The sequence below is a fragment of the Fibrobacter sp. UWT3 genome (assembly GCF_900230125.1).
Classification (GTDB): Bacteria; Fibrobacterota; Fibrobacteria; order Fibrobacterales; family Fibrobacteraceae; genus Fibrobacter.
The window spans coordinates 1,118,996-1,133,272 of the sequence record NZ_OCSS01000001.1 but is presented as its reverse complement, the minus strand read 5'-3'; the positions used below and the strand labels follow the sequence as shown (position 1 = coordinate 1,133,272).

Genomic DNA, 14,277 nt, shown 5'->3' with positions numbered 1-14,277 from the left:
AATGAAAGACATTGCACATTCTATTAGTTTGTTGGTTGCGAACCGCCCGGGCGTGCTCGTGCGTATCGCCCTCGTGTTCTCCCGCCGTGGCTACAACATCGACTCCCTCGTTGTCTCCCCCACGCTCGACCCGAACTTCAGCCGCATGAACATCATCGCCCACGGCAATCCCGAAATCTTGATGCAGATCATCAAGCAGCTCGAGAAACTCGTGGACGTGGTGCAGGCGAAGGACCATACCGGCACGGACGCCGTCGAGAAGGAACTCGCGCTCATCAAGGTGCGTTGCACTCCCGACCAGCGTACGGAAATCCTGCAGCTGTGCGACCACTTCCACGCGAATACCGTGGACATGACTGCCACCTCGATGATCATCCAGATTACGGGCAACAGCCAGAAAGTCGACACGCTCAAGAGCCTCTTGCAGAAGTTCGAAATCGTCGAGTACATCCGCACGGGCAAGGTCATCATGCTCCGTGGCGAAGACAAGACGTAATGAAACAAGGGAGGGCGCCAAACTCGGGCGCCAAGCCCTATATGAAACAGCCCCCGGTAATACGGGGGCTTTTCTATATTCTTTTACATTTTTTAACGGCATATTCCCCTAGAATCGCTTATATTTATGTTACGAAGAGGAGGAAATAACGTGAAAATCGAAAAACGCAGGGTTTCCCAGAACAAGGTTCTTTCTTTTGCCGCCAAGAGCGCCATTGCCGCCGCTCTCGGGATGAGTGCATCGCTCGCGCTTAGTGCCTGCGACAACAGTTCCTCGGCAAAGGACGACGAGGAAGCCACCCCAGGGCCGCTGGGCGGCGTTGTCGCCCCCGAAGAACAGGATATCATTCGTTCGTCCAGTAGCGAAAGCATGCCGGAGCCCTCGAGCCAGGAGCAGGCACCAACAAGCTCAAACCAGGTCGATAATTCAAGCCCGGCAGAAACTGCGCCAAGTAGTTCCAGCAATTCTATCGACATTCCCCTGAGCCAGGAACCCGTAAGCAGTTCCCTCATGGACGCGATTTCGTCTGCGCTGGAGTCGAGTAGTTCCGCCGCAGAACCGACAAGTTCCGAAACTATCGAGCCCGAAAGTTCGTCCAGTGAGCCCACCGACCAGGAAATCAGAGACGCCTGTCAAGGAAATCCGGGTGGGACTCCCGTAGACATTGGCGGACATCTGTACCTCTGCCCCGATAACGGCGGCGGAATGCTGTTCAGCATGATTTCCACCTTTGAAAGGTCGGATGTGGAAGCTTAATTATTAGGAGGGAAAAATGAAAATCGAAAAGAAGAAAATCACCGGAAACAAGTCGCTTTCCACCGCAACCAAGAGCGCCATCGCCGCTACACTTGGCATAGCGGCTGCCTTCACGCTGAACGCCTGCGACGACTCTTCTTCACCGACCTCGGGCCAGGTCGGTCTTCCCGTCGACGACAGCAGCTCGTCCGACGATTCCGTCCTCCCCGACTCCGCAAACTCTCCGGAAACTACAAGCAGCGCCAGTCAGACGGAAGGGGCAGCAAGTTCAAGCCAGGTTGAAAATTTGAACCAGGCTGAAACCGCGCCGAGCAGTTCTAGCCGGATTGTAGACATTCCTCTGAGCCAGGAACCCGTCAGCAGTTCCGTCGCCGAAGCCATATCTTCCCTTATGGAATCGAGCAGTTCGCAGGCCGCGCCCGAAAGTTCCGAAGCAGCACCGACGAGTTCTACGGTTGCGCCGGGATCGTCAAGCGAGGCTACACCCGCGAGTTCCGACGACACACCGTCAAGTTCATCGCACAGCGGATGGAACTATTGGCCAGCAGACCCCTCAAGCTCTTCGAAAGACTACAGCGATGTATGCCCGGATAACGACCCGTGGTGCATCCAAGTACATATGTGCGAAGACCGACCCGACGGTTGCATGGCAGCCAGCATGGTCACCACCTTCGAGCGCGACGACATCACCGGATGAACCTGATTCTATGCCTTACGGAACAGTGCAACCTGCGCTGTTCCTATTGCTATTACAAGGACACGCAGGCCGCACGCCATGCGGTTATGGACGATGCGACCCTCGAGCAGGCGATTCGTACCGGCCTAGAGCGCACACTCGCCTTCGGGCAAAAGCACCTGGTTGTTTCTTTTTTCGGCGGGGAGCCGCTCCTACGCAAGGATGCCATCTACAATGCCGTCGGGTTTGCGAAGGCATTGGTTGCAGACGCAATGGAGCAAGGCCGCGCAGGCAATGACTTCCGGTTAGATTTCGTAATCAACACGAACGGGACTTTATTTGACGAAAAATTTCTGGACTTTTGCGAAAGGGAAAAATTCACCCTATTCCTCTCGCTCGATGGCCCAGAACACCACCAGGATATCGCGCGCCGCACTGCAAACGACACCGGAAGTTTCAAAGATATCAAAAGGAACATCCCGAGACTCGTGCAACTCGGTGCCACCGCCCTCAGCACCATCACGCGCTCGCATATCGACACGCTTGCCGAAAGCATCACGTGGTTGCACGCACAAGGATTCAAGAGCATTGCGACTGCAGTGGATTTCGACGGCAAGTGGACCGGAGATGATTTCGAGAGGCTTGCCGAACAATACCGCAAGATGGCGCATTACTGGCTAGAATGCCGCAAGGCAGGCGACAAGTTCTTCCTCGGGACGATTCAGGACAAAGTAAAGTTATTGCTTTCGGGGAAAAGACTCCGGCAATATTCCTGCCACGTGTATGACGGTAACATCGGGGTGGCGACCAACGGGAACATTTTCCCCTGCTCGCGGTTCATTACCAGCAAGGAGAATGCACCATACCTGCAGGGAAACGTGTTTACCGGATTTGACGAGGAGGCGTGCAATAAACTTCGCGCATTCTTCGAAAGCGACAAGCAGGAATGCGAAGGTTGCGAAATACGGCACCGCTGCAGCATGCACGAATGCGCCTGCACGTCGTTCTATACCACAGGGCACCTCGAAAGCGCATCACCTGAAGTCTGCACGCACGAAAGGATGCTTGTGGAAATCAGCGACAGACTGATTTCGCAGTTTAATACATTACCCGAATCTCGAGAAGCCCGCAGGGACTAACAGTCACAAGGGCTTCACAGCGCCATCTTTTTGCAAATCTTCGAAACAAACTTCTCGTTTTAAGAATCTCTTTCGTTATTTTTGCGTAGAGCGGCGTTTTGCTGTAAGCCACAAGCGACTCGTATCAACGAGTCGCGATGGCGAGAGTGAGCGCATGCCAGAGCATAATACCAAAATGTAGCGCGAACAGTCGCATACAAGCACTCGAACGAAGTGAATGTGTGAGCGTGCGAAATGCCGCTCGAAGCAAACTATATTAACGAAGCAGACTTAAAACCCGAGGACAGCTTCGGAGATTTCGTTCGCCTCGTCGGAGTAGTCGTCCACAAAGTCTGCGTTAAACTCGCCCCAGCCTTCGCTTTCGCCGCAGCCCACCCCGACATCCATCGAAGCCCACTTGAACACGCCATAGACGCGCTCGTAGCGTTCCATCAGGTCGGTAAGGAAATCTTCCGGGAATTCTTCCACAAGCAGGCTTCCATCCATCGCAATGAGTTCCTCTTCGGGCAATTCCTCGAAACGGCACTCGTACTCGTCGACCATCACGTCGTTGACGGTGTACCAGTCTCCCGTATCTTCGCTGGGCAGGTCAGCCTCCGGAAACTGCTCCATAATCTCGTCCCATATCTGGGCAAGTTCGCTGCGGCTCCCGATAAAGCGCATCAAGAATCTCGTTTCCATAAAGCCTCCCACCTTTGGCGCAGTTCACCCGCGCTGGTCCCTACTTTTTATCTTGCGGCACGAGCCTTTCCACAATGCGGAACAGGTCGTTGTAAATATCCAGAAAGTCTTCTACCCAAATTGGGTCGCGTTCACCCACCACCTGGAACGTTTCTTCGAGCGTATGGCGGGCATTGTACGGGCCCACAAGCGTGCCCGCGGGCTGCACGAAGGTACCGGAACGGTAATCGCTTGAGGCAAGGCGCGCCCTGTACGAACGGCGCAGGCGGGCAATCAGAGCGCCGCGGAGCGCAAGCAGTTCCTGGTGAGCGTCAAGAATGTTGTTTTCCGCAATCCACTTTTCCACCAGGTCCAAACGACGCGAGATGGCATCCCGTTCCATGGAAGGCACGAGCATCTTCTTGTCGGTAAGCGTTTTGCGAACCTGCGCGATTATACCCCGGAGCATGTCTGCATTCCAGAACATCATGGGGTTCTTTTCCATCGCGGAACTTTCTGCCACCTTCGGGGTATGCGTTTCCACCCAGCGCGCTAGTTTATCCAAAACCATGCGTGCCTCGGGTTCGCGATCCACGGCAATGTATTCACCCGCGCGCGTCAGGAGATTTTCGGCATAGGCCATGCGCCAATGCGGCATCGTCCCCGTCTTGCGGATAGAATCAATCGATCGCCTTATGGAATCAACGCGTTCCTGCATCAATGCTTCTCCAGTCTAAGCGGAGTAACACCAATTTCTACGCGACGGTTGAGTCGGCGGTGTTCTTCGGTATCGTTCGGGTACTTGGGCTGGAATTCGCCGAAACCCGCTGCAAATATACGGTCGGAAGGGAACCCTTCCTTGATAAGCATCTTTACCACGTTCACGGCACGTTCGGTAGAAAGGTTCCAGTTCGTGTAGGTGGTAGACCCGCTGAACGGGATATCGTCGGTAAAGCCGCTCACCATAATCACGTCGCCCGTATCGAGCGCGTCGAGCAGGCCCTTGCTGATTCCCTTGATAACGCCCTCGCCTTCCGTAGTGAGCTTGGCGCCGTTTGTCGGGAAAAGGAACGATGCCTGAATCTGAATCTTGCCGTCTTCGAGCGCGATAAGGCCCGCCTCGATAGAGGTCTGCAGGCTCTTCGCCAAAAGCGCATTGCGTTCGGCGGCAATCTTGCGCATTTCTTCCTGGCAGCTCAATACCTCTTCCTCGGTGCGGGTAAGGTCTTCAGCCTTCTGCTCCTTGAGGGTAGCCATGGCGACAAACGCAAGGATGAACAGCGACACGAGCGCGATGCCCAAGTCGGTATAGGCCATCCAGGGATTGCTGCCTTCTTCGCGACGTAAGCGCATACCTTAGCCCTCTGCCTTCGGGGTTGCCTGCCTTGCGGCGCGTTGCGTCTGCTCGAGGACCTCCAGGAGGATTTCCTGAGTCTTGACCGCGTTTTCCATAAGCACTTCGCTTGCACGCTCGTGGAACGCTTCCAGAGACTGGTTGAGGTGTTCCACAAAGTTCTCTTCGTCTTCGTGTTCGGCAGTATCGCCGCTGAGCTTTTCGAGAATCGTCTCGAGACCCGCACGGAGCATCTCGAGGTTCGCGCTGAGTTCGCTCTGGTTCACGCGCATGAGTTCTGCCGTTTCCACGATGTTTCCGCCAAGCGCGTCGGTCGCTTCCTTCTCCTTCACCACGCGGTTGTCAATGCTCTCGGTAAGCGCCTTCTGTGCTTCAAGCAGTACGGCGGACGTATCGGAAAGTTTCTGGAACGCGGCGAGGATATCGGTCGAAAGCGCGCTGAGCTTTTCGGCAACGGACTGCGAAAGTTCGGCAGAACCCGCCTGCGCCTTCTCTGCCACCTGGAGAGCCACGTTCTTGAGCGTTTCGAGGCCTTCCTTCTGAGCATCCACATTCGCGCTCGTCTCGGACGCGAGTTTGTCCATAAAGGTTTTCCACTGGTCGTCGGACTGTTTGACCTGTGTGGCGACGGATTCGGCAATATTCTTCACTGCACCGTCCATGGACTTCTCGGTAGATGCGGCAACGCCCGAAAGGCCATCCTTCACGCTTGCAGAGATTGTATCCAGGCTGGAGTTCAGGCCAGAAGATATCGCATTCAGTTTTTCGTCCAGCTTGGAAGGCAAGGATTCCACGGAGGTCTGGAGGTTCTTCATGTAGTCGTTCAGCGGATTCAACGCATTAGCGACATCCGCACCCACAGTACCGCCCAGGTTGCCAAGCGAGCCTTCCAGTTTTGCAACCATCGAGCCGAGGTCAGAATTCAGCTTGGCGGTCGTCGAAGAAAGTTCATCACCCACCTTGGAAACAATACCATTCAGGCCCTGTTGTACAGAAGCGGCCACAGCAGAAAGATTCTTCTCGACAGAATCGAACAGGCGACCAAGTTCATCCTTGCTCTTTTCGTTTTCGCCCGCAGATTCACCCTGCAGGTTAAGCGTAAGTGTATCGAGGCGGGCGATAAACGCGTCGCGCGAATTCAGGAAAAGCCCGCGGGAAGCGCCGAGCACGAGGGCAGCAAACAAGCCACAAAGGCTAGTACCGAAAATGCCCTTCATGTTGCTGAACAGCACCTGGATAGTATCGAGCGTGCCCTGCGTGGAGGAATTGTCGATAGCAACACCCGCAGTAGCGACAGAATACATGAGGCCGAAGAACGTACCCATAAGGCCGAGGAGAATCACCGTACCGCCCGAGCTGCGCGGAGTCGAAACGGTCGCATTGTTTGAAAGCACCTCGAACGCAATCGCGGAATCGAGACGCACGCCCTTGCCCATCAGGTCGCGAGCAAGCTTGAGACGGCGCGCCACAACGCCTTCGCCGGCAACCGCATACATGCCCGACCTTTCGCAGGATTCTATCTCGGCTTCTTCGCAACGGATACTCTTGAGAGCAGAAAGCAACTTGAACTGGTCGATAATGAACACTGCAAATATTGCCGCCATTATAATCCAGCCGAAGAGCGGGGCTCCGAAGTAGAGGGCGCCCGCAACCAGTACAAGCAGTCCGACGACGGTAAGAACCAGAATCGAGTTATATGCGTTCTTCATGTTTATCCTTAATTTTTAGCCTCGGCCGAGGCCGTTGTTTCAAACAAGTTCAACTGACCACGGGAGAACCCGCGGAGGAAAACAGACCACTTGTCGTGATACCATTCTATAATATGGAGTGTCAAGTCACGCGCGTAGTCACAAAATTCATCGGTAAAAGCGAGGAAGCCGTTCTCGTAGGCGTAGTGCGGGTTCCAGAACCTGCCCACATTATGCGCACAAGAGGCGGCGCTGCGGTAATAGCGCTGCGGCCCCTTGCCCGTGAAGGCAAGCGCAAAGCGCTTTTTGGCAAGCACATTGAGCGAAGAACGCAACGACGTAATCATCGCGTTCTCCTTGTCGCGGAGCGAGGATTCCAGGCACGGGAGCAACTTGGATACCGCATCCACGGCACTCTCGGAATGCCAGTACTTGCACAACTTTTCTTGCAGCTGCATCACGCGGCCGTGCATGCGCACGAACAGCGGTTCGGCATCGCTCACCAGCAGGTGTATGGTCGCAGAATAGAAAGCGTTTATATCCTGTTTGTTGTTCTTGACCGTAAGGGCCCAGCCCTTCTCCTCGTCATGATGGATAAAGTCGCCGCCTTCAAGCAGCAGGCGCAAGACCTCGTCGGTCGAAAAGCGCTGCATCCACTTGGCACGGAACTCGTCATAAAGCTTGTTCGCCGCTTCGGCAATCTGCGGGAAGCTCGTATCCGCAAGTTTCCACGCCGTCTCGCTAAACGATATCTGCTCGGAATTGCCTACAGAAGGGTCCAAGTTGTTGAGCATCGCGTCGAGGTGTTCGAACAAGGCGATGGACCAGGTTACCATCATAGACTGCGAAAGGTCCGCCACCATAGACGAGCGGTTCGGGCAGGCATTCAGGCGAATGCTTGCACCGGTCATCTTGCGTATGGAACGACGGAACGATTCTTCCACATCTACCCCTTAGAAACCAGTCTCTATGCGGTGCCAGACGCTCCGGCTAACGCGCTTGCCGCTACCCGCAAGTTCATCGGATTCCTTGCGGACATCCGATTCAAGATTGTCCTTGATCATGGACTTGTCGCCATTGAAGTCCCCACCCGCTTCCAGGTAGAGACCATAGACGTTGCCCGAAATCTTCGTGTCAGCAGAAATCACCTTGCCCGCACGGACAGAAAGCGCGAACCTGTTGCGCACGAAATCGCAACGCGCGAGAAACACCTCGGGAACGTCGTCGACCCAGAGGCCGTAGTAGTTGTTCACGAACTTCACTTTCTCAAAAATCCCGCGGGAACGGAATACCGTATTGCGGAATGCGTTTTCTACCACGAAGTTCTTGACCTCGAAGGGGCGGTTCGTCGAAACAAAATGGAGCCCGTTCCAGCTCTCGCTAGAATCGGCACTGCGGAACACGACCGGCTTGGACTCGCTCCCGAGGATATGCACCGGACCGCGGACCGTAATCTTCGCGTATTCACCCATGAGCACGGTAACCCCCGGCTCAATAAACAGCGTGTCGGCGGCAGAAATCACGATTCCCTGTTCAAGCACGTAAGGGCTGTCCTTCTCCGTCAGGCGGACCGCGCCGTTCTCCGGGTGCGGGAACGGCATGTCGCTCGCAATAACCGCGACTGCCAGCAGAAGCGTACCACAAATGACTTGCCTTAAACCGCACCTGAACATTAGAACTCGCCCCTCAGCTTGATTTTCTGGAGGATGTGCATGTCGGGAATGACGCTACCCGCAACGAGGTCCGTCACGTTCACGTGGCCCTGAAGGTCGAGATTCACCGTAGAGATAACGCCATGCGTCATATCGAACAGGATAGAACCCGTACCGACAATGAATCCCTTGCTTTCCATCTGCACGTTCGCGCTGGAATCTGCAACCTCGCGGTACTTGACGTTCATACCAATCTTTGCCATCTGGGCGCCATCGTGCATGAACACTTCCTCGAGCGTAAACGACTTGTAGACCGAGGTCGTCTTGCCGCTTTCGGGAATCTGCACCTCGCGTTCCCATGTGGTACCGACCTTCGTGGGGGTGCCCGGAAGAATCGGCTGCACCTTCATGAACAGCTTGAGCAGGTTGAGTTCCTCGGTACCCGGTTGGAGAGCCACGTCTTCGACAGCAGGTTCACTCACGGAACCGTCGGGAGCCATCTTGTACTGGAAATGCTGGGTGAGCAGGTACTTCTGGATGTAGAGGTAGTCTTCCACGGTACGCTTGTCGCTCTTGTACTCGACAGAATCAATCTTCATCTCGAAACGGCCCGAACCATTGTCATAGGCAACCAGTTCGGAAAGCGTGGCCTGCACCTTCAGGTGCGTTTCCATCGCCTCGGGAACGGTTACGCCGGAATCGCTCGGGAGCATGGCATCGAGCGAGGATTCCAAGAAATACTTTTGGACGGGAGCGTTCTCGGTATTGAACGCCAGGGAAACTTCATTGCTATCGCAAGAACACAAGAAAAGGAGCGCCGCAGAAGAAGCGCAAAATTTGATAAAATTCATACCTTGAATGTAGTAAATAGTTGGCTGTTGGCTGCCCACAGAACTTAGTTCTGGGGGCCCTTGTTGCCAGAATCGCCCTTTTCAAGTCGCATCCGCTGGAAGAAGGCCTTCAACAGGCCCAGGCACTCGTCAGCAAGCACTCCGCCCACAACTTCGACCTCGCGCTTGAGGGCGTTGTTCGAGATTACGTCTATGGTCGTGCCGCAACCGCCAAAGCGGGTATCCGGGGAACCGTAGACCACGCGGGAAACACGGCTGTTGAGGATAGCCCCCGCGCACATCGGGCAGGGTTCGAGCGTTACATACAAAGTACAGCCGTCCAGGCGCCAGTTCTCGAGCTTGCCCGCGGCAGTCCCGATGGATAAAATTTCGGCATGGGCGGTGGCGTCCCTCAGCATCTCGATCTGGTTATGGCCCTTCCCTATCACCACACCATCCTTCACGATAACGCAACCGATGGGAATTTCCTTCTCCTCGAAAGCCTTCTCCGCCTCGCGGAGCGCAATGCGCATGTAGCGTTCGTCTTCGGAATTAGACGAGAGATTGTCGTTATCAAATTTGCTTTCGTTATCCATGCAGAAACCTTTTTAACTCTATCGGCTTTATGAGCCTCCAGAATGTTCTTCTTTCGTCTATAGGCCCGCAGGGCCGTTCTTTCGTCTATTACAGGCCTCTCCCGTAAGCGCAGTAGGAGTCTTCTTGCATGTAGTCGCCGTCGTGGTAGTAAGCGGCGCGGGCGCGGCAACCGCCGCAGCGGTCGTTGAACTTGCACTTGCCGCAAGAACCGGAGTATGCCTTGGTGCGGAGTTTCTTGAACACATCGGCGTTCGCCCAGATTTCGTCGAACGGCGTGTCGTGAACGTCGCCCGCTTCTTCCATCATGTAGGCGCAGGGGCGCACCTTCCCGATGGGGCTCACGATGCAGTAGTTGATACCGGCGAGGCATCCACGGCTGTAACGTGTCTTGATGTCCAATTGGTCTGCGATGCGCAGGAACTGCGGGGCACATGTGGGTTTGACGGGGATACCGAGCGTGCGGCTCTTTTCCATAATCTTGCGGAGCAGGCCCTCGTATTCGGCAACGCGCAGGGCGTGACCTTCAATTTCCTTGCCGCGACCCACGGGAATCAGGAAGAAAATCTGGTGGTTCACCGCACCGATTTCCTTGACCCAGTCCATGATATCGAAAATTTCGTTCTGGTTCCAGTCCATGATGGTCGTGTGAATCTGGAACGGGAGGCCCGCCGCCTTGCAGTTCTCGATGCCCATCATCGTGAGTTCGAATGCATTCGGGAGCCCGCGGAAGTCGTTGTGGCGCTTAGGGTCGATACTGTCGATACTGATACCCATGGCCATGGCGCCCGCCTTCTTGAGTTCAAAGGCCAGGTCGTGCGTGATGAGCGTGCCGTTGGTGCCAAACACCGGGCGTAGCCCCTTGCTCGAGGCATGCGCCACCAGTTCCACGATGTCCGGGCGGGTCATCGGCTCGCCACCACTGAAAATCATGATCTTGAACCCCGCCTTTGCGATTTCGTCAATCAGCTTGAGGGCTTCCGGCGTCGTGAGTTCGGCAGCCTTGTTCTCGCCCGCGTCCTGGTAGCAGTGCTTGCAGGTCAGGTTACACTTGTTGGTGGTCATCCAAGATACAATCATATTTACCTAAAATAAAATGGTCGTTGAGCAAACAGCAAGAACTAGAAACCGAAACCGTCAACACCGGCGAGCAGGTCGTCGCAAGATTCCTCCGCGGAATCTTCCTCGTAGAAATAGGCCGTGTAGGGCACGCCGCTAAGCTTACCTTCGCACACCTTCTTTGCGCCACCGGGGCAAGCGGAACCCAGCGTGCCCGCATTCTCGATAGATTCAAGAGCCTTGGCCATCTCGTTCGCCTTGCCGCAGGCACTCTCAATCTTGGCCTGGTCAAAGGATTCCGCACAAATGTGAATGTTACCGAGAACGCCCAAGTCGAGGTCGACGTTGCAAGAATACGTGCTCTCGGGAGCGCTCGAGGAATCATCATCGCCACAGGCAGTGAAAACAGCGGCAGCGGCAACCAGCAGTCCAACCAAAACCTTCTTCATATCCATTCCTTTGTTAAAGACTCTTTGCCCAAATATAAAAAAGACCCGGACAACGCCGGGCCTCAATTTCGTTCAACAAGCCTTACTTCTTGGCAGCCTTCTTGAGCGCCTTCATGTAGTACTCGTCATCGTCCGGTGTGAAGCCGTAATCGTCTTCTTCGTCATCGGCAAGGAACTCTTCGCAAGTCAAGCCCCTATCCTCAGCGTCGTAGGAGTACAAGGTGTAGCCCTTGGCTGCATCGTCGCAACGAATCACGTAGCCACTCGGGCAGCCACTACCAAGCGTGGCGGTACCTTCCATGAGAGCTTCAAAGCCATAGTCATCAGCACCACCAGAAAGCATTGCGCTAGCAGCATCGCAGGTATCGCGAATCATAGCGGCATTGGTAGCTTCGGCACACTGATGCGTTTTGTAACCCAAAACAGAAGCATTGAGATCGCAAGAAGTCAAGCCACTGGAGCTGCCACCCGTAGAGGAGTCGTCGCTATCACAAGCGGTGAAGATTACAGCAGCAGCAATTGCAGCACCGAGGAGAATTTTTTTCATAATCACGTCCTTGTTGATTACTTTTCGTGTGCTTACAATATAACTAAAAAATGCATAAATGGATAAAATTTTTTTAGCCTAGTGATAAAAAAAACTATCTTTTGGCTCGAAAAACAAGGATTTTTATGAAAAGAAGAGTTGTCATTACCGGCCTTGGTGCCGTGACCCCCGTAGGCAAGTCCGTCCCCGACATGTGGAACTCCATCCGCGAGGGCAAGTGCGGGATAGGCCCCATCACGCTGTTCGATGCCAGCAACTGCCCGGTGAAGATTGCCGCAGAAATCAAGGACTTCAAGCCCGAGGAACACGGGATAGACCCGAAGGAAGCCCGCCGCATGGCCCGCTTCACGCAGTTCCTGATGGGAGCCGCAAATGAGGCGGTCCAGGATGCGGGGCTCACCCGCGAAGAGCTCGCCGCCGATACCACGGGAATCGTCGCCGGGAACGGCCTTTCGGGAATGGATGTGCTCGACGAGACTTACAACAAGTATATCGAAGGCGGCAAGCGCAGGGTTTCGCCGCTCGCCATGCCGGAACTCATCCCGAACGAGGCGTGCGCGAACGTCTCGATTGCACTCGGGATTACGGGACTCGCCCACACGGTCTGCACCGCCTGTGCCTCCGGCACGGACGCCATCGGGGTCGCCCTGGATGCAATCCGCTCGGGCAGGCTCGACGTGTGCCTCGCCGGCGGTTCCGAGAGCGGGATTACGGAATACTCCATCAAGAGCTTTGCGGGCATGCACGCCCTCACCGACAAGTTCAACGACAACCCCACGAAGGCGTCGCGCCCGTTCGACAAAGACCGTAGCGGCTTTGTCATGGGCGAAGGCGGTGCCGTCATGGTTCTGGAAGAACTCGAGCACGCAAAGGCCCGCGGGGCAAAGATCTACGCGGAACTTGCAGGCTACGGTGCCTCTGCGGACGCATACCACATCACGAGCCCGCGCCCGGGTGGAGAAACCTGCGCGAAGGCCATGACCCGTGCCCTGAAGGATGCCGGAGTCGCCCCCACCGACGTGGACTACTACAACGCGCACGGCACCTCGACGCACCTGAACGACCTCACCGAGACCCAGATGCTGAAAATCGCGCTCGGTGAACACGCCTACAAGATCAAGGTGTCGAGCACCAAGAGCATGACGGGCCACTGCGTGGGCGCCGCCGGCGTCATCGAGGCCATCATCTCGACACTCGCCGTGCAGAACTCGTTCTACCCCGCGACCATCAACCTCGACAACCCCGACCCGGAATGCGACCTGGACTACGTGCCGCACAAGGGCATCGAAGGCAATATCGACGTCGCCGTTTCCGCATCGCTCGGATTCGGCGGTCACAACGGCGTGGTCGTCATCAAGAAATTCAAGGAATAACGCAAAAATCGCGCTTTTCCAGGCCAAATTATGTATTTTTCGGTTAGAGTGCGGGCGTTGTACCGCACCGAACCAAGGAGTGGACCATGTCCGACTGGCTGTTTAAATCGTGGCTCAAGATTTCCGCACTGACGGCAATCCTGTTCTTCTTTTATCACCTTTTCATTTCTCAGAAACTCGAGGAAGAATCCTTCACCTCCAACAAGGACAAGTAGGTAACCCCATGGAACAGAACAAGGACATCCTCGACATCCAGGCGGCCGAAGCGAACCAGCACAAGAAGAAAAAGTTCATCCTGTGCTACCACAGCTTCAGCGCGACCAACTTCAAGAGGGCCCGCACGCAAATCCGAAAACTCGCGGACGCCGCGGGTGCGCCTATCAGCATCGCAGTCGTGCCCTCCATCGGGGCCGTGCCCGAATCCGAGGCGGACGAATTCCGCGAAGAACTCGAGAAGTTCGTGCAGGAAGGCTACGAGATCATGCTCCACGGGGCACGCCACCGCGCCGACCTCTTTATCAAGCGTAGCCTGCAGGGCAAGTTCGCCCTCTGGATTTCGAACAACGAGGCCGAATTCGCCGGCCTGAACGAGCGACTCACGCAGACGCTCCTCAAGCGCAGCCTAGCCCTCTGGAACGCCCACGGCACCGAGAAGCCCTCCGGGTTCATTCCGCCCATCTGGTTCGGCAACAAGTACCTCAAGAACCTCGCCCTCGACATCTTCGACTACTACGAGGATTATCACGGCATTTACCAGAAGACGGAAAACGGAATCAAGAAGACCAAGTCAAGGCCGCTCAGTTTTTCCATCTACCCGCCCGCGATGCTCGGAATCGTGCAGACTTACGCCTGCCTCCGCATGCTCCTGCCGGGTGGCACGCACCGCCTGGTGTTCCACGACAAGGATTTCAGGACCATCGGCGAAAAACGCATTCTGAACATGGTGCGCTACGTTTCCACCATGCGCGAAAAAATCATGTACAGGGATCTGTAAGGCCCGAAAC

At 55.4% G+C, this 14,277-nt stretch carries 18 protein-coding genes; 7 read left to right on the top strand and 11 right to left on the bottom strand.

Annotated features, from left to right (window positions below; genetic code table 11):
• Position 1 precedes the first annotated feature (1 nt).
• The 4 genes from ilvN to CRO08_RS04860 all read left to right on the top strand — a co-directional run bounded on the left by ilvN (position 2) and on the right by CRO08_RS04860 (position 3,067).
• The gene (gene ilvN / locus CRO08_RS04875) at positions 2 to 496 is read left to right on the top strand and encodes an acetolactate synthase small subunit (protein WP_072812598.1); all 495 of its coding nucleotides are present in this window, start codon (positions 2 to 4) and stop codon (positions 494 to 496) included.
• 150 nt (positions 497 to 646) lie between these two features.
• Positions 647 to 1,252, top strand: coding sequence for a hypothetical protein (locus CRO08_RS04870; RefSeq protein ID WP_097035280.1), 606 nt, complete (start codon positions 647 to 649; stop codon positions 1,250 to 1,252).
• Between the two features lie 16 nt (positions 1,253 to 1,268).
• Positions 1,269 to 1,949, top strand: a complete 681-nt coding sequence (locus tag CRO08_RS04865; protein WP_097035279.1) for a hypothetical protein — start codon at positions 1,269 to 1,271, stop codon at positions 1,947 to 1,949.
• Positions 1,946 to 3,067: a radical SAM protein gene (locus tag CRO08_RS04860; RefSeq protein WP_097035278.1), complete on the top strand. Its 1,122-nt coding sequence runs from the start codon at positions 1,946 to 1,948 to the stop codon at positions 3,065 to 3,067. Before CRO08_RS04865 ends, CRO08_RS04860 begins: the two co-directional genes overlap by 4 nt.
• Before the next feature lie 270 nt (positions 3,068 to 3,337).
• On the opposite strand, the gene CRO08_RS04855 is transcribed toward CRO08_RS04860, so the two are convergent.
• The 11 genes from CRO08_RS04855 to CRO08_RS04805 form a co-directional block, all read right to left on the bottom strand.
• Positions 3,338 to 3,748, bottom strand: coding sequence for a hypothetical protein (locus CRO08_RS04855; RefSeq protein ID WP_097035277.1), 411 nt, complete (start codon positions 3,746 to 3,748; stop codon positions 3,338 to 3,340).
• A gap of 40 nt (positions 3,749 to 3,788) precedes the next feature.
• Positions 3,789 to 4,445: a hypothetical protein gene (locus CRO08_RS04850; RefSeq protein ID WP_097035276.1), complete on the bottom strand. Its 657-nt coding sequence runs from the start codon at positions 4,443 to 4,445 to the stop codon at positions 3,789 to 3,791.
• Entirely contained in the window at positions 4,445 to 5,080 is a 636-nt protein-coding gene (locus CRO08_RS04845) for an OmpA family protein (RefSeq protein ID WP_072812605.1), read from the bottom strand. Before CRO08_RS04845 ends, CRO08_RS04850 begins: the two co-directional genes overlap by 1 nt.
• A 3-nt stretch (positions 5,081 to 5,083) precedes the next feature.
• A complete protein-coding gene (locus CRO08_RS04840) occupies positions 5,084 to 6,790 on the bottom strand; it encodes a fimbrial protein (protein ID WP_097035275.1) in 1,707 nt (568 codons plus the stop codon).
• A gap of 8 nt (positions 6,791 to 6,798) precedes the next feature.
• Positions 6,799 to 7,713, bottom strand: coding sequence for a hypothetical protein (locus CRO08_RS04835; protein WP_097035274.1), 915 nt, complete (start codon positions 7,711 to 7,713; stop codon positions 6,799 to 6,801).
• A 9-nt stretch (positions 7,714 to 7,722) separates the two neighbouring features.
• Positions 7,723 to 8,442 carry a hypothetical protein gene (locus CRO08_RS04830; RefSeq protein ID WP_097035273.1) on the bottom strand — a complete coding sequence of 240 codons (720 nt, stop codon included), beginning with the start codon at positions 8,440 to 8,442 and terminating at the stop codon, positions 7,723 to 7,725.
• Positions 8,442 to 9,272 carry a hypothetical protein gene (locus CRO08_RS04825; RefSeq protein WP_097035272.1) on the bottom strand — a complete coding sequence of 277 codons (831 nt, stop codon included), beginning with the start codon at positions 9,270 to 9,272 and terminating at the stop codon, positions 8,442 to 8,444. The genes CRO08_RS04830 and CRO08_RS04825 overlap by 1 nt, the downstream gene beginning before the upstream one ends.
• A gap of 44 nt (positions 9,273 to 9,316) precedes the next feature.
• Entirely contained in the window at positions 9,317 to 9,847 is a 531-nt protein-coding gene (tadA, locus tag CRO08_RS04820; protein ID WP_097035271.1) for a tRNA adenosine(34) deaminase TadA, read from the bottom strand.
• A gap of 88 nt (positions 9,848 to 9,935) precedes the next feature.
• Positions 9,936 to 10,925 carry a putative heme d1 biosynthesis radical SAM protein NirJ2 gene (gene nirJ2, locus CRO08_RS04815; RefSeq protein WP_097035270.1) on the bottom strand — a complete coding sequence of 330 codons (990 nt, stop codon included), beginning with the start codon at positions 10,923 to 10,925 and terminating at the stop codon, positions 9,936 to 9,938.
• A gap of 41 nt (positions 10,926 to 10,966) precedes the next feature.
• Entirely contained in the window at positions 10,967 to 11,353 is a 387-nt protein-coding gene (locus CRO08_RS04810; RefSeq protein WP_141398238.1) for a hypothetical protein, read from the bottom strand.
• Positions 11,354 to 11,435: 82 nt separating this feature from the next.
• Positions 11,436 to 11,900 (bottom strand): hypothetical protein, encoded by a 465-nt coding sequence (locus CRO08_RS04805; RefSeq protein WP_141398237.1) that lies wholly within the window; start codon positions 11,898 to 11,900, stop codon positions 11,436 to 11,438.
• A 125-nt stretch (positions 11,901 to 12,025) separates the two neighbouring features.
• Here CRO08_RS04805 and fabF point away from each other — a divergent pair, with 125 nt between their 5' ends.
• The 3 genes from fabF (at position 12,026) to CRO08_RS04795 (ending at position 14,267) form a co-directional block, all read left to right on the top strand.
• Complete coding sequence (gene fabF, locus CRO08_RS04800; RefSeq protein WP_097035267.1) at positions 12,026 to 13,273, top strand: beta-ketoacyl-ACP synthase II; 1,248 nt, start codon at positions 12,026 to 12,028, stop codon at positions 13,271 to 13,273.
• An 86-nt stretch (positions 13,274 to 13,359) separates the two neighbouring features.
• Entirely contained in the window at positions 13,360 to 13,488 is a 129-nt protein-coding gene (locus tag CRO08_RS17280; protein ID WP_255252241.1) for a hypothetical protein, read from the top strand.
• Between the two features lie 8 nt (positions 13,489 to 13,496).
• Positions 13,497 to 14,267 (top strand): polysaccharide deacetylase family protein, encoded by a 771-nt coding sequence (locus CRO08_RS04795; RefSeq protein WP_097035266.1) that lies wholly within the window; start codon positions 13,497 to 13,499, stop codon positions 14,265 to 14,267.
• Positions 14,268 to 14,277 lie beyond the last annotated feature (10 nt).

Bases quoted from the DNA above. Each gene is read 5' to 3' on its own strand.
- CRO08_RS04805 (WP_141398237.1), bottom strand. From the start codon at position 11,900: ATGAAAAAAATTCTCCTCGGTGCTGCAATTGCTGCTGCTGTAATCTTC.
- CRO08_RS04860 (WP_097035278.1), top strand. From the start codon at position 1,946: ATGAACCTGATTCTATGCCTTACGGAACAGTGCAACCTGCGCTGTTCC.
- nirJ2 (WP_097035270.1), bottom strand. From the start codon at position 10,925: ATGATTGTATCTTGGATGACCACCAACAAGTGTAACCTGACCTGCAAG.
- CRO08_RS04810 (WP_141398238.1), bottom strand. From the start codon at position 11,353: ATGAAGAAGGTTTTGGTTGGACTGCTGGTTGCCGCTGCCGCTGTTTTC.
- CRO08_RS04795 (WP_097035266.1), top strand. From the start codon at position 13,497: ATGGAACAGAACAAGGACATCCTCGACATCCAGGCGGCCGAAGCGAAC.
- CRO08_RS04865 (WP_097035279.1), top strand. From the start codon at position 1,269: ATGAAAATCGAAAAGAAGAAAATCACCGGAAACAAGTCGCTTTCCACC.
- CRO08_RS17280 (WP_255252241.1), top strand. From the start codon at position 13,360: ATGTCCGACTGGCTGTTTAAATCGTGGCTCAAGATTTCCGCACTGACG.
- CRO08_RS04830 (WP_097035273.1), bottom strand. From the start codon at position 8,442: ATGTTCAGGTGCGGTTTAAGGCAAGTCATTTGTGGTACGCTTCTGCTG.
- CRO08_RS04845 (WP_072812605.1), bottom strand. From the start codon at position 5,080: ATGCGCTTACGTCGCGAAGAAGGCAGCAATCCCTGGATGGCCTATACC.
- CRO08_RS04855 (WP_097035277.1), bottom strand. From the start codon at position 3,748: ATGGAAACGAGATTCTTGATGCGCTTTATCGGGAGCCGCAGCGAACTT.
- CRO08_RS04850 (WP_097035276.1), bottom strand. From the start codon at position 4,445: ATGCAGGAACGCGTTGATTCCATAAGGCGATCGATTGATTCTATCCGC.
- fabF (WP_097035267.1), top strand. From the start codon at position 12,026: ATGAAAAGAAGAGTTGTCATTACCGGCCTTGGTGCCGTGACCCCCGTA.
- CRO08_RS04840 (WP_097035275.1), bottom strand. From the start codon at position 6,790: ATGAAGAACGCATATAACTCGATTCTGGTTCTTACCGTCGTCGGACTG.
- CRO08_RS04825 (WP_097035272.1), bottom strand. From the start codon at position 9,272: ATGAATTTTATCAAATTTTGCGCTTCTTCTGCGGCGCTCCTTTTCTTG.
- tadA (WP_097035271.1), bottom strand. From the start codon at position 9,847: ATGGATAACGAAAGCAAATTTGATAACGACAATCTCTCGTCTAATTCC.
- ilvN (WP_072812598.1), top strand. From the start codon at position 2: ATGAAAGACATTGCACATTCTATTAGTTTGTTGGTTGCGAACCGCCCG.